The organism is Bacillus sp. GW823-FHT06B01, from assembly GCF_058952315.1.
Genome location: NZ_JBXAHR010000006.1, coordinates 118,171 through 139,702, shown reverse-complemented (window position 1 = coordinate 139,702; position 21,532 = coordinate 118,171). Strand labels below are relative to the sequence as shown.

Genomic DNA, 21,532 nt, shown 5'->3' with positions numbered 1-21,532 from the left:
TAAGAGAGTATTATTAATAAAATACTTCAAAAATAAAGAAGGAGCATAGGCTCCTTCTTTATTTTTTTCTCCATTTTTTCCACAAATAAAACAATCCAACACAACCCGCTATTGTTACAATCCACTTCGCTTCATTCGTTCCATTCATGACATGATAGGCAGAATATACTTCGATTAACAAAGCCGGTATTTTACCTATTGTGCTGGCAATACTGAAAGAGAGTAATGACATTTTGCCTAGAGCGGCAAATAAAGTAACGATACTTGATGGGATGAAAGGTATGAATCGAAACGATAGAACGAGTAGAAAGGCCTCTCTACCTTCTACATAAAGTAGGCGTTCTACCTTTGGATACTTATTTACTTTGTTGTGAGTGAATTTCTGAAGGCCTATACGATAAATATAAAACGAGATAATAGCCCCTAATGCCTCACCTGCGATCGAAATAATGGTTCCGTTTGTTACACCAAAGAGCTGTATGTTAATAGCGGTCAAAAAAATACTAGGGATAAAACCTAAAAGACTGATGATGACGTTAATTAAGATACTAAGTGGAATTGCGATTGAATAATAGTCTGTTAAGAAGTTTTGAATTGTTTCAGCCATTGTTTAAAATCCTTTATCTTTTTTTGCATTACACCATATTTCTATTGTGTAGGCAAGTACAAATTTACATAATGTAGAAAACGTTGATAAAACACCATCAATATACCTTATATAGGTATTGGGTATATTGAATTGGGGGTATATTTTATTTTTAGAAAATCACCAAAAAACTCTGTTTTTAAAGGGAATATTTAGCTTTTTTAGGGGTGATTTAATCCGGGAAATAATTATAAAAACATAGGGGTATATTTCAGAGGGGGTCCAAAATAGTAGTTTGATGAAATTAGGGTGGTAATATGGCAAAATTGATGATGAATTTTAAAAATGTATATGTTTTTTCGTTGTGAAATTGACTTTTAGTGAAGTTACGATAATAATCATGGAAGAGGTGATATGATGAAACGAATAAGTAGTCTTTTCTTGAGTAGTTTATTGGCATTAATGCTGATCTTAAGTGGATGTGCAGGAAAAGAACAAAAAACAGAGAAACAAACAGGGAATCAATCGACATCAGTAGAAAAAATTAGTGATAATATTTTAGATGAAATGGAAGGGCCACCTAAAAATGGTCATACGATTGAAAGACATGTAGGAAAATCAGAAGAGGATTTGAAGAATCGCTTGAAGACAGATAAAGTATCAGCGGCAAGTACATACTATGATAAGGAAACAGCGACGAAAGCTGTAAAAGATAGTTTGAAGCAGCATGATAAGGAAATTCAAGATTGGTTAAAAAATTCTAAAGAGGCTCGTCTCGTATTAAATACAACTCATTCATTCCCGGTTGGAAAAACGGTAATAAAGAAAAATATGAATGTAAAAGACAAGCTAGTAAAAACTGTTACTGTTTTGGCGAGAGATAAGTCAGGAGATTTAGGATATAAGATCATTACTTCTTATCCATCTGACAAATAAGAAGGGGGAGTACATATGTATACGACATTACAATACTTTCTTAAATCGTACTGTACGTTAAGTGTTCATGAAGATGAAATAGTAGGCGTGATGGAAGAGTTTATAGAGCAAGAAGATGAAGAAATTGTTTTGAAATTACGCGATGAATTATTATATATGAAGAAAAAGGATACTTGGGAAGAGGCGTGCGTATTAGCTGCGAAGCAAGGAAATCGCATGTGGTCTTTAGAGGAAACGAAAGACCATCTGGAAGCTTTTTTACTATTATTGCAAAAGAAAAAGGCGTGAATAGATCACGCCTTTTTTGTTTGCCAATTTGATGGTGTCTCATTGTGTTGGGGCACTTTTATATACGCTTTTGGAAATTTGTCCATTTGATACTACTTCACCGTTTTGTGTTACTTTTTTATACGTAACCGCTGTTATTTTATCACCAGTTCTACTAACTACTTGAGAAGAAACTTCAACATTTTTACCAGTATTTGTACCAAAAATGCGAGTAGTAATACTACCGCCGTTTGAAAATGCTTGAATATAAATATGATTGCCTGTATTGTTTTTAAATTTTAAATCCGGACCATAATCTGCCACTGCTGCATCTTGCCCAAGTGGTAAATAATTTACGGGCATAGAATGATTACTTCGAGAAACAATTCCTAAATCTGCTCTTAAAGCTGCGCTATATAAAGTACTACTAACTTGGCAAACGCCTCCGCCTGCACTTTGTATAACTTTACCTTCTGAAAATACTGCTGCGGATTTATAACCATGTGCAGCATCCGTTACGCCAACGCGGCCATTAAAACTAAACGTTTCATCAGGTGCGACAATAACTCCACTTAAAGTATTAGCTGACTTATTTACGTTATAGGATTGGTTTCCATTACGACCAGCCATTGGAGTTGAATATTCAGCAATTACTTCTTTAATCCCCATTTTTTGTATATCTTCTGTAGAACGCTCAGGTTTTAAGAGTGTAACTGGTAACGTAACGTCTGATGTGCCAGAAGTAATGGCCTGTTTCGTTAAATCAGTTAACTTTCCTTTATCAATTTTTTCTCCATTTTGACTTTGGCTAATATTTACTGTAGAGCCTTCAACACTTAATTCTGCATTAACAGGATTTTTTAATGTGTCATTATATTTATCCTTCATAAAGCTTTCATAGGCAGTTGTATTTAATTGAGCTGTTAATTTATAATCACGTTTTAATTCACCGTTTTCAGCCTGCTTCCGCATTTTGTAACGATTCATTGCATTTCCTTCTTGTTCTGTAAAGATTTTGTCGATAATATCTTTTTCCTTATAATTTACCCCTAAATCTTTCCATGTGTACGTTTGTTTATCATTTTGGAATATGTACGTAAGAGATTTTTGATCTAATTCAGTTACCTTTTGATTAATAATTGCTTGAATATCTTTTTTGTTTTTTCCATCGAGAGAAATACCTTCAAATGTAGTATTCGGTAATGCAGTAGTATTTAATTGATTATTTAGTTTGGATACATATTGATATCCACCCACACCGCCTACACAAAGTAATATGCCCCCAGTAATTGCAGAACCGATTAGTATTTTACTTAGCTTCATTTATTTCCCCCCAGAAATTTTTGTATAAATATATGTATTACATTTTTTGTATAAAAATGATGAAAATAACATTATGTACGTACTAGTATACTATTATTTTCACTATGCGTGTAATGTTTTTATAAAAAATGTTACACTGGTGTAATAATTGTCTCTTTTTGTCACAATATGTACGAGAAATATGTTGGAAATTATAATAAAAAGGCTGTCTAGAAAGATCTAGCAGCCTTTTTATTATAATTTTTTATGTTCATTTTTATTCGTAACACCGAGATGTTCTTGTAGTTTTGTCGAAATGTTATTGACGCTTTTTTCGTTTGGAACGTAATAATAAATACCACCAATATATTTATCTGTACCTTCTACTTGCATTTTGTCCATTTTCAAATTGGAATCCATTGAATTTTTTGCAATTGTCATCATATCATCAAAAGTTAAATTTGTTTTTAAGTCTTTATCAACAGCGTCTAATAGACCACCAATCTTATTAATGGAATTAAGTGATAGTGCTTTTTGAGCAATAGCTTCTAAAACAAGCTGTTGTCGTTGACCGCGCATATAATCACTATCGATATGACGAGTTCTAGCTAGTGCTAATGCCTCTTCTCCATTTAAATGTTGACGTCCTTTTTTCAAATGAATTGCATCTGGTTCGTCTTTACTATTTTGTTCTGTGAATTCAACAGGAACATCGACAGTAATACCACCAAGGGAGTCGACAATTTTAATAAATGATTTAAAGTTGAATTTTACATAGTAATCAACTGGAACATCTAAAAAGTTCTCTACGGTATCAATCGTGCTGTCTACACCACCGAATACGTGCGCGTGTGTAATTTTATCGTATTTATCACGTGATTTAATGAAGACACGTGAGTCACGTGGAATACTGACAAGTTTAACAGATTTGTCGTTTTTATTAATTGTTGCAAGTAATAGCGCATCCGTACGAGTTGCTTTTCCATAACTCTTATCCCTAATATCACTTTCATCAACACCCATAATAAGTACGGAAATGTTGTCAGTCATAGGTTTCACGGCTTTTTCACGTTTGCTGGATTTGTCCCCGCGGCCCAGTTCAGAATAAGCATTATTTAATACAGACTTTGCTTTACTGTATATATGGAAGGAATAGCCTCCTGCTCCAAGTGCTATAATCAGTAATGGAATAAGAAGGAACCAAAGGAGGCGTTTTTTCTTTGAGCGTCCTTTTTTGGCTCGAGTATCTTTGTTCATATCGGATTTCATCATTTTTTCTCCTTTAAAGCTATCAAAGTGTATACATCTAGAAGCGCATTCAAACACATAAAAAATATTGTACGCTAAATAAAAGCGATTGTACATGTATAAAAAATAGATGTCTTGATTATTTATAAAGACATCTATTCGTTATTGTATACAAAAGATAGGGATAAGAAAATGATAAAATTTTACCTGATTACAACATAATGCTTACGATAATTGCAGATAAAATGCTAACGAGAGTAGCTCCATATAGTAATTTAAGGCCAAATCTGGCAACGACGTTTCCTTGTTCTTCGTTTAACCCTTTTACTGCACCTGAAATAATGCCGATAGAAGAAAAATTGGCAAAAGAAACGAGAAAAACAGAAATAATCCCCACTGTACGGGGAGAAAGGCTATTAGAAATTTTACTAAGGTTCATCATTGCTACAAATTCATTCGTTACAAGCTTCGTTGCCATAATGCTACCAGCTGTGACAATTTCAGAACTTGGTACACCGATAAGGAATGCAACAGGCGCAAATACGTAGCCGATTAATTGCTGGAAAGTAATGCCGAATATAATGAGGAATAGGTCATTAATGCAGCTCATTAATGCGACGAATCCGATGAGCATAGCGCCGACAACGATGGCTACGCGAAAGCCATCTAGAATATATTCTCCAAGCATTTCAAAAAAGCTTTGCTTTTCGCCTTTAATTTCTAAAATATCTTCGTCATCTTTAACGTCGTAAGGATTGATGATGAGTACGATAATAAAACCACTAAATAAATTGAGAACGAGTGCGGTTACTACATATTTAGGCTCGATCATTGTCATGTAGGCACCTACGATAGACATAGATACGGTTGACATGGCAGAAGCACAAAGTGTATAAAGACGGTGTTTTGGAATTTGAGCTAATTGCTTTTTAACTGTAATAAAAACTTCTGATTGGCCGACAATGGCAGAGGCGATAGCGTTGTAAGATTCCAATTTCCCAAGACCATTTATTTTGCTAAGGAAGTAACCGATCCAATGAATAAAAAATGGTAGTATTTTGAAATGTTGTAGTATACCAATTAAGACGGAAATGAAGACAATTGGTAATAATACAGTAAGGAAAAATGACATTTCACCTTTATTGGCAAGACCGCCAAATACAAAGTTTATACCATCAGCAGCATACTCGAGCAGCTTTGTAAACAGACTGGAAATGACCCGAATAAGTATGAGGCCGATTTCTGTATTTAATAATAAATAGGTTAAAATCAACTGTATAATAAGCATGATGAAAATTGGTTTAAATTTAATATGTTTCTTATTGTTGCTAGCAATATAAGCAAGGAAGAAAACAACGATAAGTCCCACGAAAAAAGTAATAAATTTCATAGTAAGCCCCCTAAAAGAGATATTCTGCTATATATGTTTTTCATTTCAAGGGAGAATATGCATCTTTGGTAAAGAAAGGAATAGAGAGAGCATGAATATATGTAAAGTGCACCACGTTGCAATTATTTGTTCGAATTATGAACTGTCAAAGGATTTTTATACTCGGATATTAGGTTTAAAAGTGATAAATGAAGTATATAGAAAAGAACGAGATTCTTATAAGTTAGATTTATGTGTAGGGGAAGAGTATCAAATTGAATTATTTTCATTTCCTAGTCCACCTGAGCGCCCCAGTTTTCCAGAAGCAGCTGGACTTAGACATTTAGCATTTGCTGTTACAAATATAGAAGAAGCTGTAAACCATTTAAAACAATGCGGTGTGGAGACTGAAGCGATACGTATGGATGAAATTACGGATAAAAAATTTGTCTTTTTCCAAGATCCTGATGGCTTGCCTTTAGAATTGTATGAGGCTTGAAATTGGTGAATTTTATACAGGGTTGCTTTCAAATAAATGAAGAAACTAAAGTGAAACTTCTTTTTTAAAGGAGGTGTAACTTTAGCTAAGAAAGCTAAAGGACATATGTGGATATTTTAAAATTATTGATGGTAGTTATCCTTATTGCGTTAACAGCATTTTTTGTAGCTGTTGAGTTTGCAATTATTAAGGTACGTAGCAGTCGTATTGATCAACTCGTTAGTGAGAAACGACGAGGAGCATTGGCAGCTAAAAAAGTAACGTCGAATTTAGATGAGTATTTATCAGCATGTCAGTTAGGTATTACAATTACTGCTTTAGGGCTTGGGTGGTTAGGAGAGCCCACTATAAAACATATACTCGAGCCGTTGTTTTTAAAACTACACCTATCTCCTGCAATTGCAAGTACAGTTTCATTTATTATTGCCTTTGCAGTGATTACATTTTTACATGTTGTCATTGGTGAACTTGCTCCGAAGACGCTCGCTATACAAAGAGCAGAGCAAGTTAGCTTATTATTATCGAAGCCAATTATTTATTTTTACCGAGTAATGTATCCGTTTATTTGGGCTTTAAATGGTTCAGCAAGGCTTGTAACAGGGCTATTCGGATTACATCCAGCCTCTGAACATGAAGTAGCTCATTCGGAGGAAGAATTGCGATTAATCTTATCCGAGAGTTATGAGAGCGGAGAGATTAATCAAAGGGAATTTAAATATGTAAATAATATTTTTGAATTTGATAATAGAGTCGCAAAGGAAATTATGGTACCTCGTACGGAAGTTGTAGGTTTATATGAGGACGAACCATTTGAAACACATATTAAAATAATCGCACAAGAAAAATATACGAGGTATCCCGTATTTGGTGAAGATAAAGATGAAATTATTGGGATGGTTAATGTAAAGGATTTATTTATTCGTTATATGGATGGTAACCGAGATGAGGAGTGCTCGATTACACCGTATACAAGGCCAGTTATTGAAGTACTAGAAAATATTCCTATACATGATTTGCTATTACAAATGCAAAGAAAACGAATCCCATTAGCTGTACTATATGATGAATATGGTGGTACAGCGGGGATTGTTACATTAGAAGATATTTTAGAAGAAATTGTTGGAGAAATCCGAGATGAATACGATGAAGACGAGCACCCGCCTATAGAGCATATAAGTGAAGGGTGTAAAATCGTAGAGGGAAAAGTGCTTATTAGTGAAGTAAATGATTTATTTGGCATACACTTAATCGCTGATGATGTAGATACAATTGGTGGCTGGATTATGGTACAAAAGCAAATCGTTGCTGAAGGAGATGTTATTGAAAAACACGGCTTTTCTTTTAAAGTTCTCGAAAAGGATATGCATCAAATTAAACGAGTGGAAATAAAGAAGGTAGAAGAATGATTTTCTATAAATTGTTATCCCGCTATTTGTGGGCAGTAAGACCCCTACTTCAAAATTCAGCGAAAGCGAAGAAGTTAGGTGGGGGATCAACAAAACCCTCACTGATTAAAGTTTCACTTTATAAAAGGTATATATAGAAAAATAAATGTTTGCGCTTTCAAAAAAGGTGCTATATAGTGAAGGTGGATACTGAAAAATTCTTCTGAATGATACTCGTTTTTTTTAGAGGCGAATTTTTTAGATAAGGATTTAGAATGAAAAGTATAGGTGATGAAAATGATAGCAACGAAGGATATACGTATAGAGAAAGATTTTTTAGGTGAAAAGGAAGTACCGAGTGTAGCTTATTATGGGGTACAAACATTACGTGCTGTAGAAAACTTCCCGATTACAGGATATCGCATTCATCCGTCACTCATTACGGCAATGGCAATTGTGAAAAAAGCGGCGGCACTTGCAAATATGGATACTGGTTACTTAGCTAAAGACATTGGATATGAAATTGCAGAGGCAGCGCAAGAAATTGTTGATGGGAAATTCCATGATCAATTTATCGTGGATCCAATCCAAGGCGGTGCTGGAACTTCTATTAATATGAATACAAATGAAGTAATTGCTAATCGAGCTTTAGAACGTATGGGATGTGAAAAAGGCGAGTATGTGAAAATTAGCCCAAACACGCATGTGAACATGGCTCAATCAACAAATGATGCGTTTCCAACGGGAATTCATATTGCAACTCTTATGATGTTAGAAGAACTTCTTATTACAATGGAAGAACTTCATGCTGCTTTCCGTGCAAAAGCAAAAGAGTTCGACCACGTCATTAAAATGGGACGTACACATTTACAAGATGCTGTTCCGATTCGTCTTGGACAAGAATTTGAAGCGTATAGCCGAGTGCTTGAACGTGATATAAAAAGAATTAAACAGTCTCGCCAACATTTATATGAAGTGAACATGGGGGCGACAGCTGTTGGTACGGGATTAAATGCAAACCCTACGTACATTGAACAAGTGGTTAAACACTTGCGAACATTTAGCGGATTCCCACTTGTTGGTGCAGAGCATTTAGTTGATGCAACGCAAAACACAGATGCATACACAGAAGTATCTGCGGCATTAAAAGTATGTATGATGAATATGTCTAAAATTGCAAATGATCTTCGTATTATGGCATCTGGTCCACGTGTTGGATTGGCGGAAATTCAATTACCAGCTCGCCAACCAGGTTCATCTATTATGCCAGGTAAAGTAAATCCTGTTATGGCAGAAGTAATTAATCAAGTTGCTTTCCAAGTAATTGGTAATGATCATACAATTTGCTTAGCATCAGAAGCAGGACAATTAGAGTTAAACGTAATGGAGCCTGTACTCGTATTTAATTTAATTCAATCTATTAGTATTATGAATAACGGATTCCGTGTATTCCGTGAATATTGTATTAAAGGAATTACAGCAAATGAAGAATTGCTGAAGCAATATGTAGAGAAAAGTGTTGGAATTATTACAGCAGTTAACCCTCATATTGGTTATGAAGCAGCATCTCGTATTGCACGTGAAGCAATTGAAACAGGAAAATCTGTTAGGGAGCTATGTTTAGAACATGGTGTACTGACAGAAGAAGAATTGGATATTATTCTAGATCCGTTCGAAATGACGCATCCTGAAATTGCTGGAGCTTCTTTATTAAAGAATAAGAAGATGTAATATGAATAAAACACCGATCCATTTGGATCGGTGTTTTATTTTTAAAAGATATTAAATACAGCGTTTAATTGAAGTAAGCTAATAATAGCTAAGAAGATTAAACTGTATTTCATCGCTGTTTTAAATAGGGCAGACTCTTTACCAACTAGTCCAACTGCTGCACAAGCAACGGCTACAGATTGTGGTGAAACCATTTTTGCCATTGTACCACCTACTACGTTTAATGCAACAAGAGTAGAAGGAACGATATTTAATTGATCTGCAGTTACTGCTTGAAGCGGTGCGAATAATGAACCACTTGATACTACTGAACCTGTAATGAATACGCCAATCCATCCTAAGATTGGAGAAAGAACTGGGAATGCATTACCAGTAGAAGAGAATGCCAGTCCAAGTGTAGATGACATACCAGAGTAGTTCTCTACGTAAGCTAAAGCGATAACGCTACAGATTGTATATACTGGAGCTTTTAGTTCTTTCATTGTTTCTACTATTAATTCTTTAACCATTTTACCTTTTACGCGGTAAACGATAAGTGAAACAATAATTGCTAATACGATTGCAGTAGTTGTAGATGAGAATACATCAAACTTGAAAACAGCCGCGAAAGGTGTATCAGCTTTTGTAATTGGTGTAGTTTTCATAACAGCATTATGAAGACCAGGGAACTGAATGTTAAATACTAAGTTTGCTAGTGCGCCATCCGGAGCAAATAAAGCTTTAATTGGTTTTAAATTAAAGATTGTTACGAATGCAGTTAAGAATACGAATGGAGACCAAGCATATAAAATTTGATTGAATGTATGAGGTTCTTGTTCTTCTTGTTTTTCTTCTGTAGAAGAAGATTTTGGTTGCCAAACACGTAAGAATAATGCTAGAGAAACCATACTTACAACGGCTGCGAAAATATTAGTAAGTTCTGCACCTAAGAAGTAAGTCACAAGGAACTGAGTTATAGCGAAAGAAAAACCACTTACAAGAATACCTTGCCAAGTTTCTTTAATACCTTTAATTCCATCAACCATTGAAACAAGTAAGAAAGGTAAAACAATACTAATGAATGGTAAAATAAGAACAGTTTGACGACCGATAGTTAATGCGTCTAGCTCAGTTAATTGTGCTGGTACTGTAACTGGGATACCCATAGCACCCATAGCACCACCAGCGATGTTAGCTACTAAACAAATACCTGCTGCTTTTAATGGATTAAAGCCCATACCCACAAGTAATGCAGCTGTAATAGCAACTGGAACCCCTAAACCAGCTGCGCCTTCTAAGAAAGCACCGAAAGAATAAGCGATTAATAATACTTGTAAACGTTGATCATTTGTAATGCTTGAAATACTATCACGAATGATGTTGAATTGCTCTGTTTTAACAGTTAATTTGTAAAGGAAAATTGCTGCGATAACGATAGTACAAATTGGATAAAATCCAGATAAAACACCGAATCCGGCAGATGCTACAGCTACGGTTGCTGGCATTTTATAAACGAATATAGCAAGAATAATAGCGACAATCACACTGTAAAGACCAGCCATGTAACTTTTCATTTTCAGTCCCATTAAACAAATGATGAAGCAGAAAATTGGAAGTGCTGCGATTAGTGCAGATAACCAAATATTGTTTAATGGGTCATAAATTTGTGTCCAAGTACTCATAATAATGACAACTCCTATCTATTTTATGTGAAGAAATTCACATTATTTGTGAAACAATTCACAATCAACTTACATGCTTAGTATATTCTCCTTCAACACTATTGTCAACGTAAAAAAGTATAATTATTCCATAATAGTATTAAAAGAAATGCTTTGTTCATAAAGTAGACAAAAAGCAAACTCAAATAGATTTGAGTTTGCTTTTTGAAGTTATTTCTATATTGTTTTATTTGTTCGTATATCATTAATCTTATATGTTAGATGACGTCTTTGCATTAAGTATATAGGATGTTGAAATTTGATAGGTGTCACATGCTGGTCTGAGTTGATCTAGTAAGAAAGAGAAACCAAATGCATTTAATAGGAAGTTTTGAATAACAGTCTGAGCAAGTACAATACGAATTAAAACAACAATAAGTCAATTTTTAATATTACATTATCTTTTTTTACTGAAAATTCCTTTTAGCATAACAAAGAGGTTAAATATAACCCAAATACGTTACGATAGGTTATCAATTATAGACGGTATTTTACAATATCGTTACTGTAAGTTGCAGTGAGGTGAAAATATAACAAAAAGCTTGATAAAACAACGTTTGTAAGCAAAGTATTCATAGCCCTTACTTTTGCTTTTTCATTATATCATATAGTATAATATTCAAAATCAGCAAGGAATTTTTCCTGAATTCTTTCCTGATAAAGGTGGAAAAAATTTTCAGCATTATAGGTTGATAAAGTTATGTCGTAACAGGAAATATAAGAACAGATATATAAATAAATAAAAAGAAAATAAAAACGAAAATGAGGGGAACTTTATGAGCCAAAATCAATTCGAATGTCGTATTTCAGAAGAAGATGTACAAATGTTAAGAGCGTTAGCGCATCCGTTACGTTTACGCCTAGTAATGGAACTAATGCAACGTGGAACTTGTAATGTAACACAATTACAGGAAGTGTTAGAAATTCCACAATCAACGGTTTCACAACATTTAACGAAATTAAAACAAAATAAAGTAGTGCGCTTTGAAAGACGAGGACTAGAAGTGTATTATCAAATTCATAATGATAAAGTAAGTGAAGTTGTAAAAACATTATTTTCTTAAAATTTGAATATTATGGAAAAAGACGTGTGGGATATACGTCTTTTTTTATTTGTCAGAAAGGTGATATGAGAGTAAATGTTAGCATGTAAGGAAGAAAAGGTTATCAATTAACATGTTGTTATATGGAATATATTCTAAAGGGAAAAGAAAAGATAGAAAGGAGTGTAGTAAGGAAAAGGAGGAATAGTAGTATGGATGTAAAACGTGTGAAACAAATCTTATCTTCTTCAAGTAGCATTGACGTTACATATGAGGGCGTACCAGTATGGATTGAGAGCTGTGACGAGCAGAGTGGAGTTGCTCAAGTGTATGATGTATCTAATCCTGGAGAAAGCGTTCACGTGAACGTGACGGCTTTAGAGGAGAAGTAATAGAAAAGACGCTTCTAATTTTAGAAGCGTCTTTTTTATTATTCCATCATATGTGCAATTTTCTTAGAGAACATAAGAAGTACTAATCCTAGTACGATTACGATAACACCGATGCTTGCGAATACTTCTAAATATCCTAAAGATTGAGTGAAAGCAGCTAATTGTCCTGCTAAGAAGTTTGCACATCCAGTACCAGCTAACCATACACCCATTAATAAAGAAGCTAATTTAACAGGAGCGATTGCACTAACCATAGATAATCCGATTGGTGATAAGAATAATTCACCGATTGTGTGGAACATGTAAGTGAATACAATGAATAGTAAGTTTGCCTTCATTGTAATGTTACCTTCATCACTACCAGTTTTTAAAACAGCTAAAGTTAGAACTAAGTATCCAATACCTAGTAAAATCATACCTAGTGCCATTTTTGTTGGAATTTTTAAATCACCATTTTTTGTTTTTGAAAGCTTAATCCATAAAGCTGAAACAGGTAATGCTAGTAAGATAATGAATAGTGGGTTTACAGATTGGAACCAAGGTGTTGGAATTGTAAATCCACCAATTGTACGATCTACGAACTTATCTGTGTAAAGTGTTAAAGAACTACCAGCTTGTTCAAAGCCTGCCCAGAAGAATACAACGAAACAAGTTAAAATTAAAATTGCAGCTGTACGTTTTTTCTCTTGTGATGTTAAAGGTTTTTTCTCAATTACTTTTGCAGTTTTTTCTTTAGACTTTTTACCTACAACAGTTGTACCAATTGTTCCTAAGTAACGAGGTGCTAAGAAATTAAAAGCAACCTGTCCAATGATCATACCGATACAAGCTGTTAAGAATCCATATTTGTAATCTGTGAAGTAACCGCAAATGAATGGAGCGATAAGAGCTCCTAAGTTAATTCCCATGTAGAAGATAGTGAAAGCACTATCACGACGAGAATCGTTGTCGCTATATAATTGACCTAGTAAAGTCGAAATATTTGGTTTGAAGAATCCGTTACCAATAACTAATAATCCTAATCCTAAAAATAGTCCAGTTTTCGTATTCATTGAAAATAGTACAAAGTTACCAATTGCCATGATGATACCACCAATAGTAATGGCGTGTCGCTTCGTAATGAAATGGTCAGTTAACCAACCACCAATAATCGGAGTGAAGTATACTAACATTGTGAAAATACCGTATATTTGTACAGCAACTGCTTTATCAAATCCTAAACCGCCGCTTACTAAGCTCGTTGTTAAATAAAGAACTAATAAGCCACGCATTCCGTAATAACTAAATCTTTCCCATGCCTCTGTAAAGAACAACAAATATAATCCTGGTGGATGTTTTTTTGGTGATTGTTGCTCTCCAGCTTTGTCTAATTTTAAAGCTGCATCCATGTTTGTTTCCCCCTAATCCTGTATAACGGATATTTATGTAATTATTTTAATTCACAAAATATTTAGAAGTCAATAGAATTATATGGAAATAGAAAGAAAATTTCTAAAAAAATCTATTTCTCTTCAACCGTTACTGTATTTTTCCCTGAAAACTAGATAATAAGCGTTTTCAAATGTAATAATTGAATTCTAAAAGAATATAAAATAGTGATTAATCAGAAAATTTAGATTAAAATATTTATTCTGATATAGAGAAAATATATTCTATTTACTTTTATAATATAACATATTGGGAATAAAAATACAAAATGAAATAATGTGACATTTAAGTGAATCAAAAAATAACCAGCTCCATAGAAGGGAGCTGGTTAGGGAAATATTATTTAACAAAGCGTTTTTCGATATCATCTAATAGTAGGTTAGCAGCCATTACACCACCGGCTGTATTCCAAATAACGTCGTCAACTTTGTATGCTTTACCGTTTTTCACTGCATTTAAATTTTTAAATAGAGGATCATTGATATATTCTTTTTCTAATTCAGAACCTTTTTTCTCGTTTCCTTTATCGAATGTGAAGTAGAATAATACATCGCCGTCCATTGTTGAAATACGTTCTTTAGATACGTTACGCTCTGCAAAGTCATCTTTATTTTGATCTCCAGGACGTTTAAATCCAAGTTCTTTTAAAATAACACCAGAGAATGTATCACCGTGATAAATACGAACATCACCAGGCATAAAGCGAACCATAGAGATTTCTTGATTTACTTTATCGCCTAGTTTAGTTTTTAAATCTTTCATACGTTTATCGTAATCAGCTAAAACCTTTTGACCTTCTTTTTCTTTATTTAATGCTTTTGCATAAAATTTGAAGTTATCTTTCCATTCACCACGTAGCGTTTCCGAGAACACAGTAGGTGCAATTGCCTTTAGTTGCTCGTACACTTTTTCGTGACGCATTTTGTTACCGATAATTAAGTCTGGTTTTAAGGAAGCGATTGTTTCCACGTTCACTTGCCCTTCATCACCAACAACCTTTACATCTTTCATTTTATCTTTAATATGTGGATACCATGGATCACCAGTCCAAGATTTCACAGCCCCAACTGGTTTTACACCTAACTCGAGTAAAGCTTCAGTGCCTTCATTTGTTAAAATAACTACACGTTTTGGACTAGCGGGAACTTCTGTTTTACCCATTGCATGTTCTACAGTAATCATTTCTTTTTTCGTATCTTCTTTTGATTCTTCTTTCGTATTTGATTTTCCACAAGCACTTAAAAGTAGTGAAAAGGCTAGTAAAAATACAAATACTGTAAACGATTTCTTTTGCACGAATTTCATTATGTACCCCCTACATACTGAGAAGTTTTTTCAATAGCAAGCATGATATTAAGCTTTTATCTTTTGATTGTCAATACATATCAATGAAAATAGTTCTCATTATCGTTGACAATGAGAATTAAGTTGAAATACACTTACAACGTATCATTATACATTGAAGGGGAAACGCTGCATGTTATTAAAAACAAATCAAGCAAAATGGATTGGGTTATTTGTTGGAATCATTGCAGTCATTATTTGTATTTGGGGAAGTATTATTTTCGGATATACAAATACGAGTTGGAAATTAGCGTTAGATGCTTTTTTCCATTTTAATGGTTCCAATGAACATATTATTATTCAAAATGTGCGTCTACCAAGGGCACTAATTGCAGCTAGTGTTGGTGCTAGTTTAGCCATTGCTGGTTGTCTTATGCAAACTTTAACGAAGAATCCACTTGCTTCTCCAGATTTTATTGGATTAAATTCAGGCGCTGCGTTTTTCATAGTTGTAGCAATTGTGGTTTTTTCTGTTACATCATTGTCAGCTTTTACTTGGATTGCCTTTTTAGGGGCAGCAGTTGCTGCAATCCTTGTATTCGCTTCTAGTTCTTTAGGAAAAGAAGGGACGACGCCTCTTAAGTTAACATTAGCAGGGGTCGCAATTAGTGCGTTATTTTCATCATTAACACAAGGATTACTTGTGTTAAATGAAAAAGCGCTTGAAGAAGTACTGTTTTGGCTTGCCGGATCTGTGCAAGGAAGAAAGTTAGAAATTTTACAATCTGTATTCCCATATTTATTAGTAGGCTGGATCGCATCGCTTATGATGGCAGGGAAAGTAAATACATTGATGATGGGGGAAGACGTCGCGAAGGGGCTTGGACAACGAACAATTTTAATGAAATCATTCGTGTTACTTATTATTGTCCTGTTGTCTGGTGGTTCAGTTGCAGTCGCTGGTCCGATTGGATTTATCGGAATCATTATCCCACATTTCGCCAGATTTCTTATTGGAGTAGATCACAGATGGAGAGTACCGTATAGCGGCTTGTTAGGTGCAATACTACTAATCTTGGCTGATATAGCAGCGAGATATGTCATTATGCCACAAGAAGTACCAGTAGGGGTTATGACAGCATTTATCGGGGCACCATTCTTTATTTATATTGCACGTAAGAGAGGGCTTAGCAAATGAAGAAGTATATTCCGTTTCGTATAGGAAAAGGCGGGCTCTCGTTTTTAATGTATAAACGAGCGTGTCTCGTCTTATTCAGTTTACTAGTTGTTTTAATAGGATTATTTTTTGCGAGTGCAGGTATGGGAGACATGAAAATTGCTCCTTATGATGTATGGCAAGCAATCACTGGAAATGGCGATGCGATGTCTAATATGGTTGTAAATAAGTTTCGTATGCCGCGTATTTTAATTGCCATCCTTGTAGGAATCGCACTTGCAGTAGCAGGATGTATTTTACAGGGGCTCGTTCGAAATCCACTGGCTTCTCCTGATATCATTGGGATTACAGGTGGTGCAAGTGTTGCAGTTGTATTATTTTTAGCTATATTTAGTGATAAAAATAATGCGCTAACTGTAAGCATTCATTATATGCCGTTAGCAGCCTTCGCTGGGGCAACGATTGTAGCGCTTTTTGTATATTTATTTGCATGGAGAAATGACGGATTATCACCGATTAGTCTTGTTTTAATTGGTGTTGGTTTTTGGGCATTAACGAAAGCGGCAACGACTTTGTTTATGCTGTTAGCGCCAATTTATCAAGCGAGTCAAGCGAATGTATGGATTACAGGTACTGTTTACGGTTCTTCATGGCAAAACGTTATGGTGCTTGCGCCGTGGGTTCTCATTTTAACGGTAATATCATTTATAGCTGCTAGGCATTTAAATGCGCAAGAGCTAGGGGATGATATTGCGGTAGGACTCGGTGTTCCTTTAACGAAGTCACGCGTATTCATGTTATTACTGAGTACAGCTTTAATTGGTGGCGCAGTTGCCTTCGCCGGAGGAATTGGGTTTGTCGGTTTAATGGCACCTCATATTTCACGAAGACTAGTTGGTTCTTTATACGGTGCATTACTCCCAGTTGCGGCTATTGTTGGTGCAATTTTAGTACTTGCTGCAGATTTAATCGGGCGTACAGTTTTCACACCACTTGAAATTCCAGCAGGGGTATTTACATCAGCAATTGGTGCACCTTATTTTATTTATTTACTTTATAAAAGTCGGAATTCATAAAGGGAGATGAATATGCAAAAAGCATTGGAGACGAAACGTTTGACGCTGTCTTATGGTGAAGCAATTATTATTGATGAGTTGAATTTAGAAATTCCAAAAGGCGAAATTACAATCTTTATCGGTTCTAACGGTTGTGGAAAATCAACTTTATTACGTTCACTAGCTAGATTATTAAAGCCAACAACTGGTGACATTTTGCTAGATAATCAAGCCATTCAAAGTATGCAAACGAAGCAAATCGCTCGTCAAATGGCAATTTTACCGCAAGGACCGCAAGCTCCAGAAGGGCTTACAGTATTGCAACTTGTAAAGCAAGGGCGTTATCCATATCAAACGTGGCTGAAGCAATGGTCAGAAAAAGATGAGGAAATGGTACAAAAAGCACTCGCAGCAACAGGTATGACAGAATTTGCTGAGCGTGATGTGCATGCTCTTTCAGGTGGACAACGTCAACGTGCTTGGATTGCAATGACGCTTGCACAAGATACAGATATTATTTTACTGGATGAGCCAACTACATATTTAGATATGACTCACCAAATTGAAGTGCTAGATTTATTGTTCGAATTAAATGAAACAGAACAAAGAACAATTGTTATGGTATTACACGATTTAAATTTAGCATGCCGCTATGCAGACAATATTGTAGCCATTCAAGATAAACAAATATATGCACAAGGTAAGCCGGAAGAAGTAGTAGATGAGAAGCTAGTACGTGATGTATTCCGAATGGAGTGTCAAATCAGTACGGATCCATTGTTTGGGACGCCACTTTGTATTCCGCATGGAAAAGGAAGACGTGTACGTAAAGAGGTTGCTCAGGCAATGAGTTAATGAAAAAAGACGATGAGGATTCATCGTCTTTTTTATTTTCTACAAGAAAATAAGAGGAAGAGGGGAATTCGTAAACGTCGTTCATATTCTTCTTCGCTCTGAAAATAAGTTTGATTTGGTGTAGCTTCTTTTATATTTGTAATCGTAAATCCAGCTTGTTGTAATAATGTAAAATATTCTTCCGTTGTACGATGATATTTAATAACTTCTTGATCAATCCAAGGTTCAACGCGTTTTCCCATTTTAAAATAATCATCGACGAGCCAGCTTGTTCTTTCTCCGCTCGTTTGCAAGCTTTCAAATGAAGAAGTAATAACAGGGTGTTGAACACTAAAAGTAAAGGTTCCATTTGTTTTTAAAGCTTCGTACACATTTTGAAAAATGATAGGAAGATGTTCAATATAATGTAAGGCGAGTCTAGATGTTACTAAATCAAAAGTAGCGGGAGGGTATGTGTAGTCTTTGAGGTTTAAAAAATGGACGGTCCCATTTTTATTTTCTAGTTGTTTTTTAGCTTTTTCATACATAAGTTCGGAGCCTTCAATACCAGTGTAAGAGTGGCAGTCTTTTTCTAATAATTCCTCGCCGAATTTAGCATCACCGCAGCCTAGATCGAGGATTTGCTTTCCTTTCACATCACCAATGAGTTGAAAGAAGGCTGGTTTTTCAAGTGACTCATTTGGGCTATTTTCTCGGTATCTTCGTTTCATATATTGTTCAAAAAATGCTTCGTGATTATATACATCAGATTCAGTAAATGCCATGATTGAAGCCCCCTTAAATATTTTTTTAATTCTACCAAATATGAAAAGTAAATGATAGATTTCTTGTAATGAATCATTTATAATCTAGAATTGTAAGCGGTTACTTTAAACTATTTTTCTATAATAAATTCTGAAAACGTGTTAAGCTAGTAGAGGGATTATTAGAACTATTAAGACAATAATTCGCTTACATGAACGATGGGAGGCTTCACAATGTCTAGTAAAACACTTGCGAAATTTTTAGAAGAAAATTTAGAGGATTTAAAATCAAAGGGGCTTTATAACGTAATTGATCCGCTTGAGAGTTCAAATGGACCGATCATTACAATTGGCGGAAAAGAATATATTAACTTATCTTCAAACAACTATCTTGGATTAGCAACAGATAGCCGTTTGCAAGAAGCAGCAATTGGTGCAATTCATAAGTACGGCGTTGGAGCAGGAGCTGTTCGTACAATTAACGGTACTTTAGATTTGCATATTAAATTAGAAGAGACAATTGCAAAGTTTAAACATACAGAAGCAGCAATTGCTTACCAATCAGGATTTAACTGTAATATGGCAGCGATTTCAGCCGTTATGGATAAAAATGATGCGATTCTTTCAGACGAATTAAACCATGCTTCTATTATTGATGGTAGTCGTTTATCAAAAGCAAAAATTATTGTTTATAAACATTCTGATATGGAAGATTTACGCCAAAAAGCAATCGCGGCGAAAGAATCAGGTCTTTACAATAAATTAATGGTAATTACAGATGGTGTCTTCTCAATGGATGGAGATGTTGCAAAATTACCAGAGATTGTTGAGATTGCAGAAGAATTAGATTTAATGACATATGTAGACGATGCACACGGTTCAGGTGTACTTGGAAAAGGTGCAGGAACTGTAAAGCATTTCGGTCTATCTGATAAAGTTGATTTCCAAATTGGTACATTATCAAAAGCAATTGGGGTAATTGGTGGATATGTAGCAGGGAAACAAAACTTAATTGACTGGTTAAAAGTTCGTTCACGTCCATTCTTATTCTCTACAGCATTAACACCAGCTGATGCAGCTGCATGTATGCGATCAATTGAAATTTTAATGGAAAGCACAGAGTTACATGATCGTTTATGGGAAAATGGCCGCTATTTAAAACAAGGGTTAAAAGAACTTGGCTTTAACATTGGAGAAAGTGAAACGCCAATTACACCTTGTATTATTGGTGACGAAGTATTAACACAAGAATTTAGTAAACGTCTAAATGAAGAAGGCGTATATGCAAAATCTATCGTGTTCCCAACTGTAGCTAAAGGAACAGGACGCGTTCGTAATATGCCTACAGCAGCTCATACGAAAGAAATGTTAGATGAAGCAATTCGTAAGTATGAAAAAGTAGGGAAAGAAATGGGCATCATTTAAGTAACGACATCTTTTGAATAGCTTGCAAATGAGGAGTGGGGAAAATGAAAAAAATTCTAGTAACCGGTTCTTTAGGGCAAATTGGTTCTGAACTAGTAATGAAACTTCGTGATGTATACGGTGCATCAAATGTTATTGCAACAGATATTCGTGAAACAGATAGTGAAGTAGTAACGTCTGGTCCATTTGAAACGTTAGATGTAACAGATGGACAAAAACTACATGATATCGCAAAGCGTAATGAAGTAGATACAATTATTCATTTAGCAGCTTTACTTTCAGCAACAGCAGAAAAAAATCCGTTATTTGCTTGGAATTTAAATATGGGCGGACTTGTAAATGCGTTAGAAGCAGCTCGTGAATTAAACTGTAAGTTTTTCACGCCAAGTTCTATCGGTGCATTTGGTCCATCAACGCCGAAAGATAATACGCCACAAGATACAATTCAACGTCCTACTACGATGTATGGGGTAAACAAAGTAGCAGGAGAATTACTATGTGATTATTATCATCAAAAGTTTGGCGTTGATACGCGCGGTGTACGTTTCCCTGGTTTAATTTCTTATGTAGCTCCTCCAGGAGGCGGAACAACTGATTATGCAGTTGAAATTTATTATGAGGCGATTAAAAAAGGCACATACACCTCATACATTGCAGAAGGAACATACATGGATATGATGTACATGCCAGATGCTTTACAAGCGATCATTTCATTAATGGAAGCTGATCCAAGTAAACTTGTGCATAGAAACGCATTTAATATTACAGCGATGAGCTTTGAGCCAGAGCAAATCGCAGCATCCATTCGTAAACACATCCCGACGTTTACAATGGATTACGCTGTAGATCCTGCTCGTCAAACAATCGCTGATAGCTGGCCGAACTCTATTGATGCAACAGCAGCAATGAACGAGTGGGGCTTTAAAGCAGAATACGATTTAGACAAAATGACAACGGACATGTTGGCTAAGTTAAAAAAAAAGTTCACAGCTGAGTTAGTGATGAATTAACAGGAAGGGTCGATTCTTAGGAATCGACCCTTTTATTTGTATTTTAGGAATATACAAATAATTACAAGTGTGATAGAATGAGTTAATTTGTGAATAA

The 21,532-nt window shown here is 35.0% G+C and carries 20 protein-coding genes; 12 read left to right on the top strand and 8 right to left on the bottom strand.

Translation table 11 applies throughout. The annotated features are described in order from the left end of the window. Positions 1-58 precede the first annotated feature (58 nt). The gene (locus AC1Q8N_RS24395) at positions 59-607 is read right to left on the bottom strand and encodes a TVP38/TMEM64 family protein (protein WP_046953834.1); all 549 of its coding nucleotides are present in this window, start codon (positions 605-607) and stop codon (positions 59-61) included. Between the two features lie 396 nt (positions 608-1,003). Between AC1Q8N_RS24395 and AC1Q8N_RS24390 the strand changes: the two genes are divergently transcribed. Both AC1Q8N_RS24390 and AC1Q8N_RS24385 read left to right on the top strand, forming a co-directional pair. Continuing rightward, a complete protein-coding gene (locus tag AC1Q8N_RS24390) occupies positions 1,004-1,522 on the top strand; it encodes an RNase A-like domain-containing lipoprotein (RefSeq protein ID WP_000822712.1) in 519 nt (172 codons plus the stop codon). A 15-nt stretch (positions 1,523-1,537) separates the two neighbouring features. Continuing rightward, positions 1,538-1,810, top strand: coding sequence for a hypothetical protein (locus tag AC1Q8N_RS24385; protein WP_048541658.1), 273 nt, complete (start codon positions 1,538-1,540; stop codon positions 1,808-1,810). Between the two features lie 39 nt (positions 1,811-1,849). Here the strand turns inward: AC1Q8N_RS24385 and AC1Q8N_RS24380 are convergent, their stop codons facing one another. The 3 genes from AC1Q8N_RS24380 to AC1Q8N_RS24370 form a co-directional block, all read right to left on the bottom strand. Continuing rightward, entirely contained in the window at positions 1,850-3,112 is a 1,263-nt protein-coding gene (locus tag AC1Q8N_RS24380) for a VanW family protein (protein WP_048541660.1), read from the bottom strand. Positions 3,113-3,346: 234 nt separating this feature from the next. Beyond that, positions 3,347-4,363, bottom strand: a complete 1,017-nt coding sequence (locus tag AC1Q8N_RS24375; RefSeq protein ID WP_048541662.1) for an LCP family protein — start codon at positions 4,361-4,363, stop codon at positions 3,347-3,349. 187 nt (positions 4,364-4,550) lie between these two features. After that, positions 4,551-5,729 (bottom strand): NupC/NupG family nucleoside CNT transporter, encoded by a 1,179-nt coding sequence (locus AC1Q8N_RS24370; protein ID WP_048541664.1) that lies wholly within the window; start codon positions 5,727-5,729, stop codon positions 4,551-4,553. A 91-nt stretch (positions 5,730-5,820) separates the two neighbouring features. On the opposite strand from AC1Q8N_RS24370, the gene gloA2 reads away from it, so the two are divergent. The 3 genes from gloA2 (at position 5,821) to aspA (ending at position 9,323) form a co-directional block, all read left to right on the top strand. Continuing rightward, positions 5,821-6,207, top strand: coding sequence for an SMU1112c/YaeR family gloxylase I-like metalloprotein (gene gloA2, locus AC1Q8N_RS24365; protein ID WP_048541666.1), 387 nt, complete (start codon positions 5,821-5,823; stop codon positions 6,205-6,207). A gap of 107 nt (positions 6,208-6,314) precedes the next feature. Continuing rightward, positions 6,315-7,613: a hemolysin family protein gene (locus tag AC1Q8N_RS24360; RefSeq protein WP_098076903.1), complete on the top strand. Its 1,299-nt coding sequence runs from the start codon at positions 6,315-6,317 to the stop codon at positions 7,611-7,613. A gap of 276 nt (positions 7,614-7,889) precedes the next feature. Further along, positions 7,890-9,323: an aspartate ammonia-lyase gene (gene aspA, locus AC1Q8N_RS24355; protein WP_048541670.1), complete on the top strand. Its 1,434-nt coding sequence runs from the start codon at positions 7,890-7,892 to the stop codon at positions 9,321-9,323. A 41-nt stretch (positions 9,324-9,364) separates the two neighbouring features. On the opposite strand, the gene AC1Q8N_RS24350 is transcribed toward aspA, so the two are convergent. Next, the gene (locus AC1Q8N_RS24350; protein ID WP_098048151.1) at positions 9,365-10,984 is read right to left on the bottom strand and encodes an L-lactate permease; all 1,620 of its coding nucleotides are present in this window, start codon (positions 10,982-10,984) and stop codon (positions 9,365-9,367) included. A gap of 815 nt (positions 10,985-11,799) precedes the next feature. On the opposite strand from AC1Q8N_RS24350, the gene AC1Q8N_RS24345 reads away from it, so the two are divergent. Both AC1Q8N_RS24345 and AC1Q8N_RS24340 read left to right on the top strand, forming a co-directional pair. Next, positions 11,800-12,087, top strand: coding sequence for an ArsR/SmtB family transcription factor (locus AC1Q8N_RS24345; protein ID WP_000081429.1), 288 nt, complete (start codon positions 11,800-11,802; stop codon positions 12,085-12,087). 191 nt (positions 12,088-12,278) lie between these two features. Next, complete coding sequence (locus AC1Q8N_RS24340; RefSeq protein WP_000382688.1) at positions 12,279-12,458, top strand: acid-soluble spore protein H; 180 nt, start codon at positions 12,279-12,281, stop codon at positions 12,456-12,458. Between the two features lie 38 nt (positions 12,459-12,496). Here the strand turns inward: AC1Q8N_RS24340 and AC1Q8N_RS24335 are convergent, their stop codons facing one another. Then, positions 12,497-13,846: a peptide MFS transporter gene (locus AC1Q8N_RS24335; protein ID WP_000338304.1), complete on the bottom strand. Its 1,350-nt coding sequence runs from the start codon at positions 13,844-13,846 to the stop codon at positions 12,497-12,499. A gap of 379 nt (positions 13,847-14,225) precedes the next feature. Next, on the bottom strand, positions 14,226-15,191 hold the full coding sequence (locus AC1Q8N_RS24330) for an ABC transporter substrate-binding protein (RefSeq protein ID WP_493521412.1): 966 nt from the start codon (positions 15,189-15,191) through the stop codon (positions 14,226-14,228). Between the two features lie 172 nt (positions 15,192-15,363). Between AC1Q8N_RS24330 and AC1Q8N_RS24325 the strand changes: the two genes are divergently transcribed. Genes AC1Q8N_RS24325 through AC1Q8N_RS24315 form a run of 3 tightly spaced genes read left to right on the top strand, consistent with a single transcriptional unit; the run spans position 15,364 to position 18,257 of the window. Next, entirely contained in the window at positions 15,364-16,368 is a 1,005-nt protein-coding gene (locus AC1Q8N_RS24325) for a FecCD family ABC transporter permease (protein WP_048541677.1), read from the top strand. Then, positions 16,365-17,423 (top strand): FecCD family ABC transporter permease, encoded by a 1,059-nt coding sequence (locus AC1Q8N_RS24320; protein ID WP_000760065.1) that lies wholly within the window; start codon positions 16,365-16,367, stop codon positions 17,421-17,423. The genes AC1Q8N_RS24325 and AC1Q8N_RS24320 overlap by 4 nt, the downstream gene beginning before the upstream one ends. Before the next feature lie 12 nt (positions 17,424-17,435). After that, positions 17,436-18,257, top strand: coding sequence for an ABC transporter ATP-binding protein (locus AC1Q8N_RS24315; protein ID WP_001167944.1), 822 nt, complete (start codon positions 17,436-17,438; stop codon positions 18,255-18,257). A gap of 32 nt (positions 18,258-18,289) precedes the next feature. Here AC1Q8N_RS24315 and AC1Q8N_RS24310 read toward each other — a convergent pair whose 3' ends face one another. Beyond that, a complete protein-coding gene (locus tag AC1Q8N_RS24310; RefSeq protein ID WP_098643050.1) occupies positions 18,290-19,021 on the bottom strand; it encodes a class I SAM-dependent DNA methyltransferase in 732 nt (243 codons plus the stop codon). 213 nt (positions 19,022-19,234) lie between these two features. On the opposite strand from AC1Q8N_RS24310, the gene AC1Q8N_RS24305 reads away from it, so the two are divergent. Together AC1Q8N_RS24305 and AC1Q8N_RS24300 are read left to right on the top strand one after the other, a co-directional pair. Then, the gene (locus AC1Q8N_RS24305) at positions 19,235-20,425 is read left to right on the top strand and encodes a glycine C-acetyltransferase (protein ID WP_000095906.1); all 1,191 of its coding nucleotides are present in this window, start codon (positions 19,235-19,237) and stop codon (positions 20,423-20,425) included. 44 nt (positions 20,426-20,469) lie between these two features. Continuing rightward, positions 20,470-21,435, top strand: a complete 966-nt coding sequence (locus tag AC1Q8N_RS24300; RefSeq protein WP_000723143.1) for an L-threonine 3-dehydrogenase — start codon at positions 20,470-20,472, stop codon at positions 21,433-21,435. The last annotated feature ends 97 nt before the right edge of the window (positions 21,436-21,532 follow it).

What these genes read in the sequence shown, in the direction of transcription:
- AC1Q8N_RS24395 (WP_046953834.1), bottom strand. Translation starts at nt 607, where the DNA reads ATGGCTGAAACAATTCAAAACTTCTTAACAGACTATTATTCAATCGCA.
- AC1Q8N_RS24370 (WP_048541664.1), bottom strand. Translation starts at nt 5,729, where the DNA reads ATGAAATTTATTACTTTTTTCGTGGGACTTATCGTTGTTTTCTTCCTT.
- AC1Q8N_RS24320 (WP_000760065.1), top strand. Translation starts at nt 16,365, where the DNA reads ATGAAGAAGTATATTCCGTTTCGTATAGGAAAAGGCGGGCTCTCGTTT.
- AC1Q8N_RS24390 (WP_000822712.1), top strand. Translation starts at nt 1,004, where the DNA reads ATGAAACGAATAAGTAGTCTTTTCTTGAGTAGTTTATTGGCATTAATG.
- AC1Q8N_RS24330 (WP_493521412.1), bottom strand. Translation starts at nt 15,191, where the DNA reads ATGAAATTCGTGCAAAAGAAATCGTTTACAGTATTTGTATTTTTACTA.
- AC1Q8N_RS24350 (WP_098048151.1), bottom strand. Translation starts at nt 10,984, where the DNA reads ATGAGTACTTGGACACAAATTTATGACCCATTAAACAATATTTGGTTA.
- AC1Q8N_RS24315 (WP_001167944.1), top strand. Translation starts at nt 17,436, where the DNA reads ATGCAAAAAGCATTGGAGACGAAACGTTTGACGCTGTCTTATGGTGAA.
- AC1Q8N_RS24335 (WP_000338304.1), bottom strand. Translation starts at nt 13,846, where the DNA reads ATGGATGCAGCTTTAAAATTAGACAAAGCTGGAGAGCAACAATCACCA.
- AC1Q8N_RS24380 (WP_048541660.1), bottom strand. Translation starts at nt 3,112, where the DNA reads ATGAAGCTAAGTAAAATACTAATCGGTTCTGCAATTACTGGGGGCATA.
- gloA2 (WP_048541666.1), top strand. Translation starts at nt 5,821, where the DNA reads ATGAATATATGTAAAGTGCACCACGTTGCAATTATTTGTTCGAATTAT.
- AC1Q8N_RS24300 (WP_000723143.1), top strand. Translation starts at nt 20,470, where the DNA reads ATGAAAAAAATTCTAGTAACCGGTTCTTTAGGGCAAATTGGTTCTGAA.
- AC1Q8N_RS24340 (WP_000382688.1), top strand. Translation starts at nt 12,279, where the DNA reads ATGGATGTAAAACGTGTGAAACAAATCTTATCTTCTTCAAGTAGCATT.
- AC1Q8N_RS24385 (WP_048541658.1), top strand. Translation starts at nt 1,538, where the DNA reads ATGTATACGACATTACAATACTTTCTTAAATCGTACTGTACGTTAAGT.
- AC1Q8N_RS24345 (WP_000081429.1), top strand. Translation starts at nt 11,800, where the DNA reads ATGAGCCAAAATCAATTCGAATGTCGTATTTCAGAAGAAGATGTACAA.
- AC1Q8N_RS24310 (WP_098643050.1), bottom strand. Translation starts at nt 19,021, where the DNA reads ATGGCATTTACTGAATCTGATGTATATAATCACGAAGCATTTTTTGAA.
- aspA (WP_048541670.1), top strand. Translation starts at nt 7,890, where the DNA reads ATGATAGCAACGAAGGATATACGTATAGAGAAAGATTTTTTAGGTGAA.
- AC1Q8N_RS24375 (WP_048541662.1), bottom strand. Translation starts at nt 4,363, where the DNA reads ATGATGAAATCCGATATGAACAAAGATACTCGAGCCAAAAAAGGACGC.
- AC1Q8N_RS24325 (WP_048541677.1), top strand. Translation starts at nt 15,364, where the DNA reads ATGTTATTAAAAACAAATCAAGCAAAATGGATTGGGTTATTTGTTGGA.
- AC1Q8N_RS24305 (WP_000095906.1), top strand. Translation starts at nt 19,235, where the DNA reads ATGTCTAGTAAAACACTTGCGAAATTTTTAGAAGAAAATTTAGAGGAT.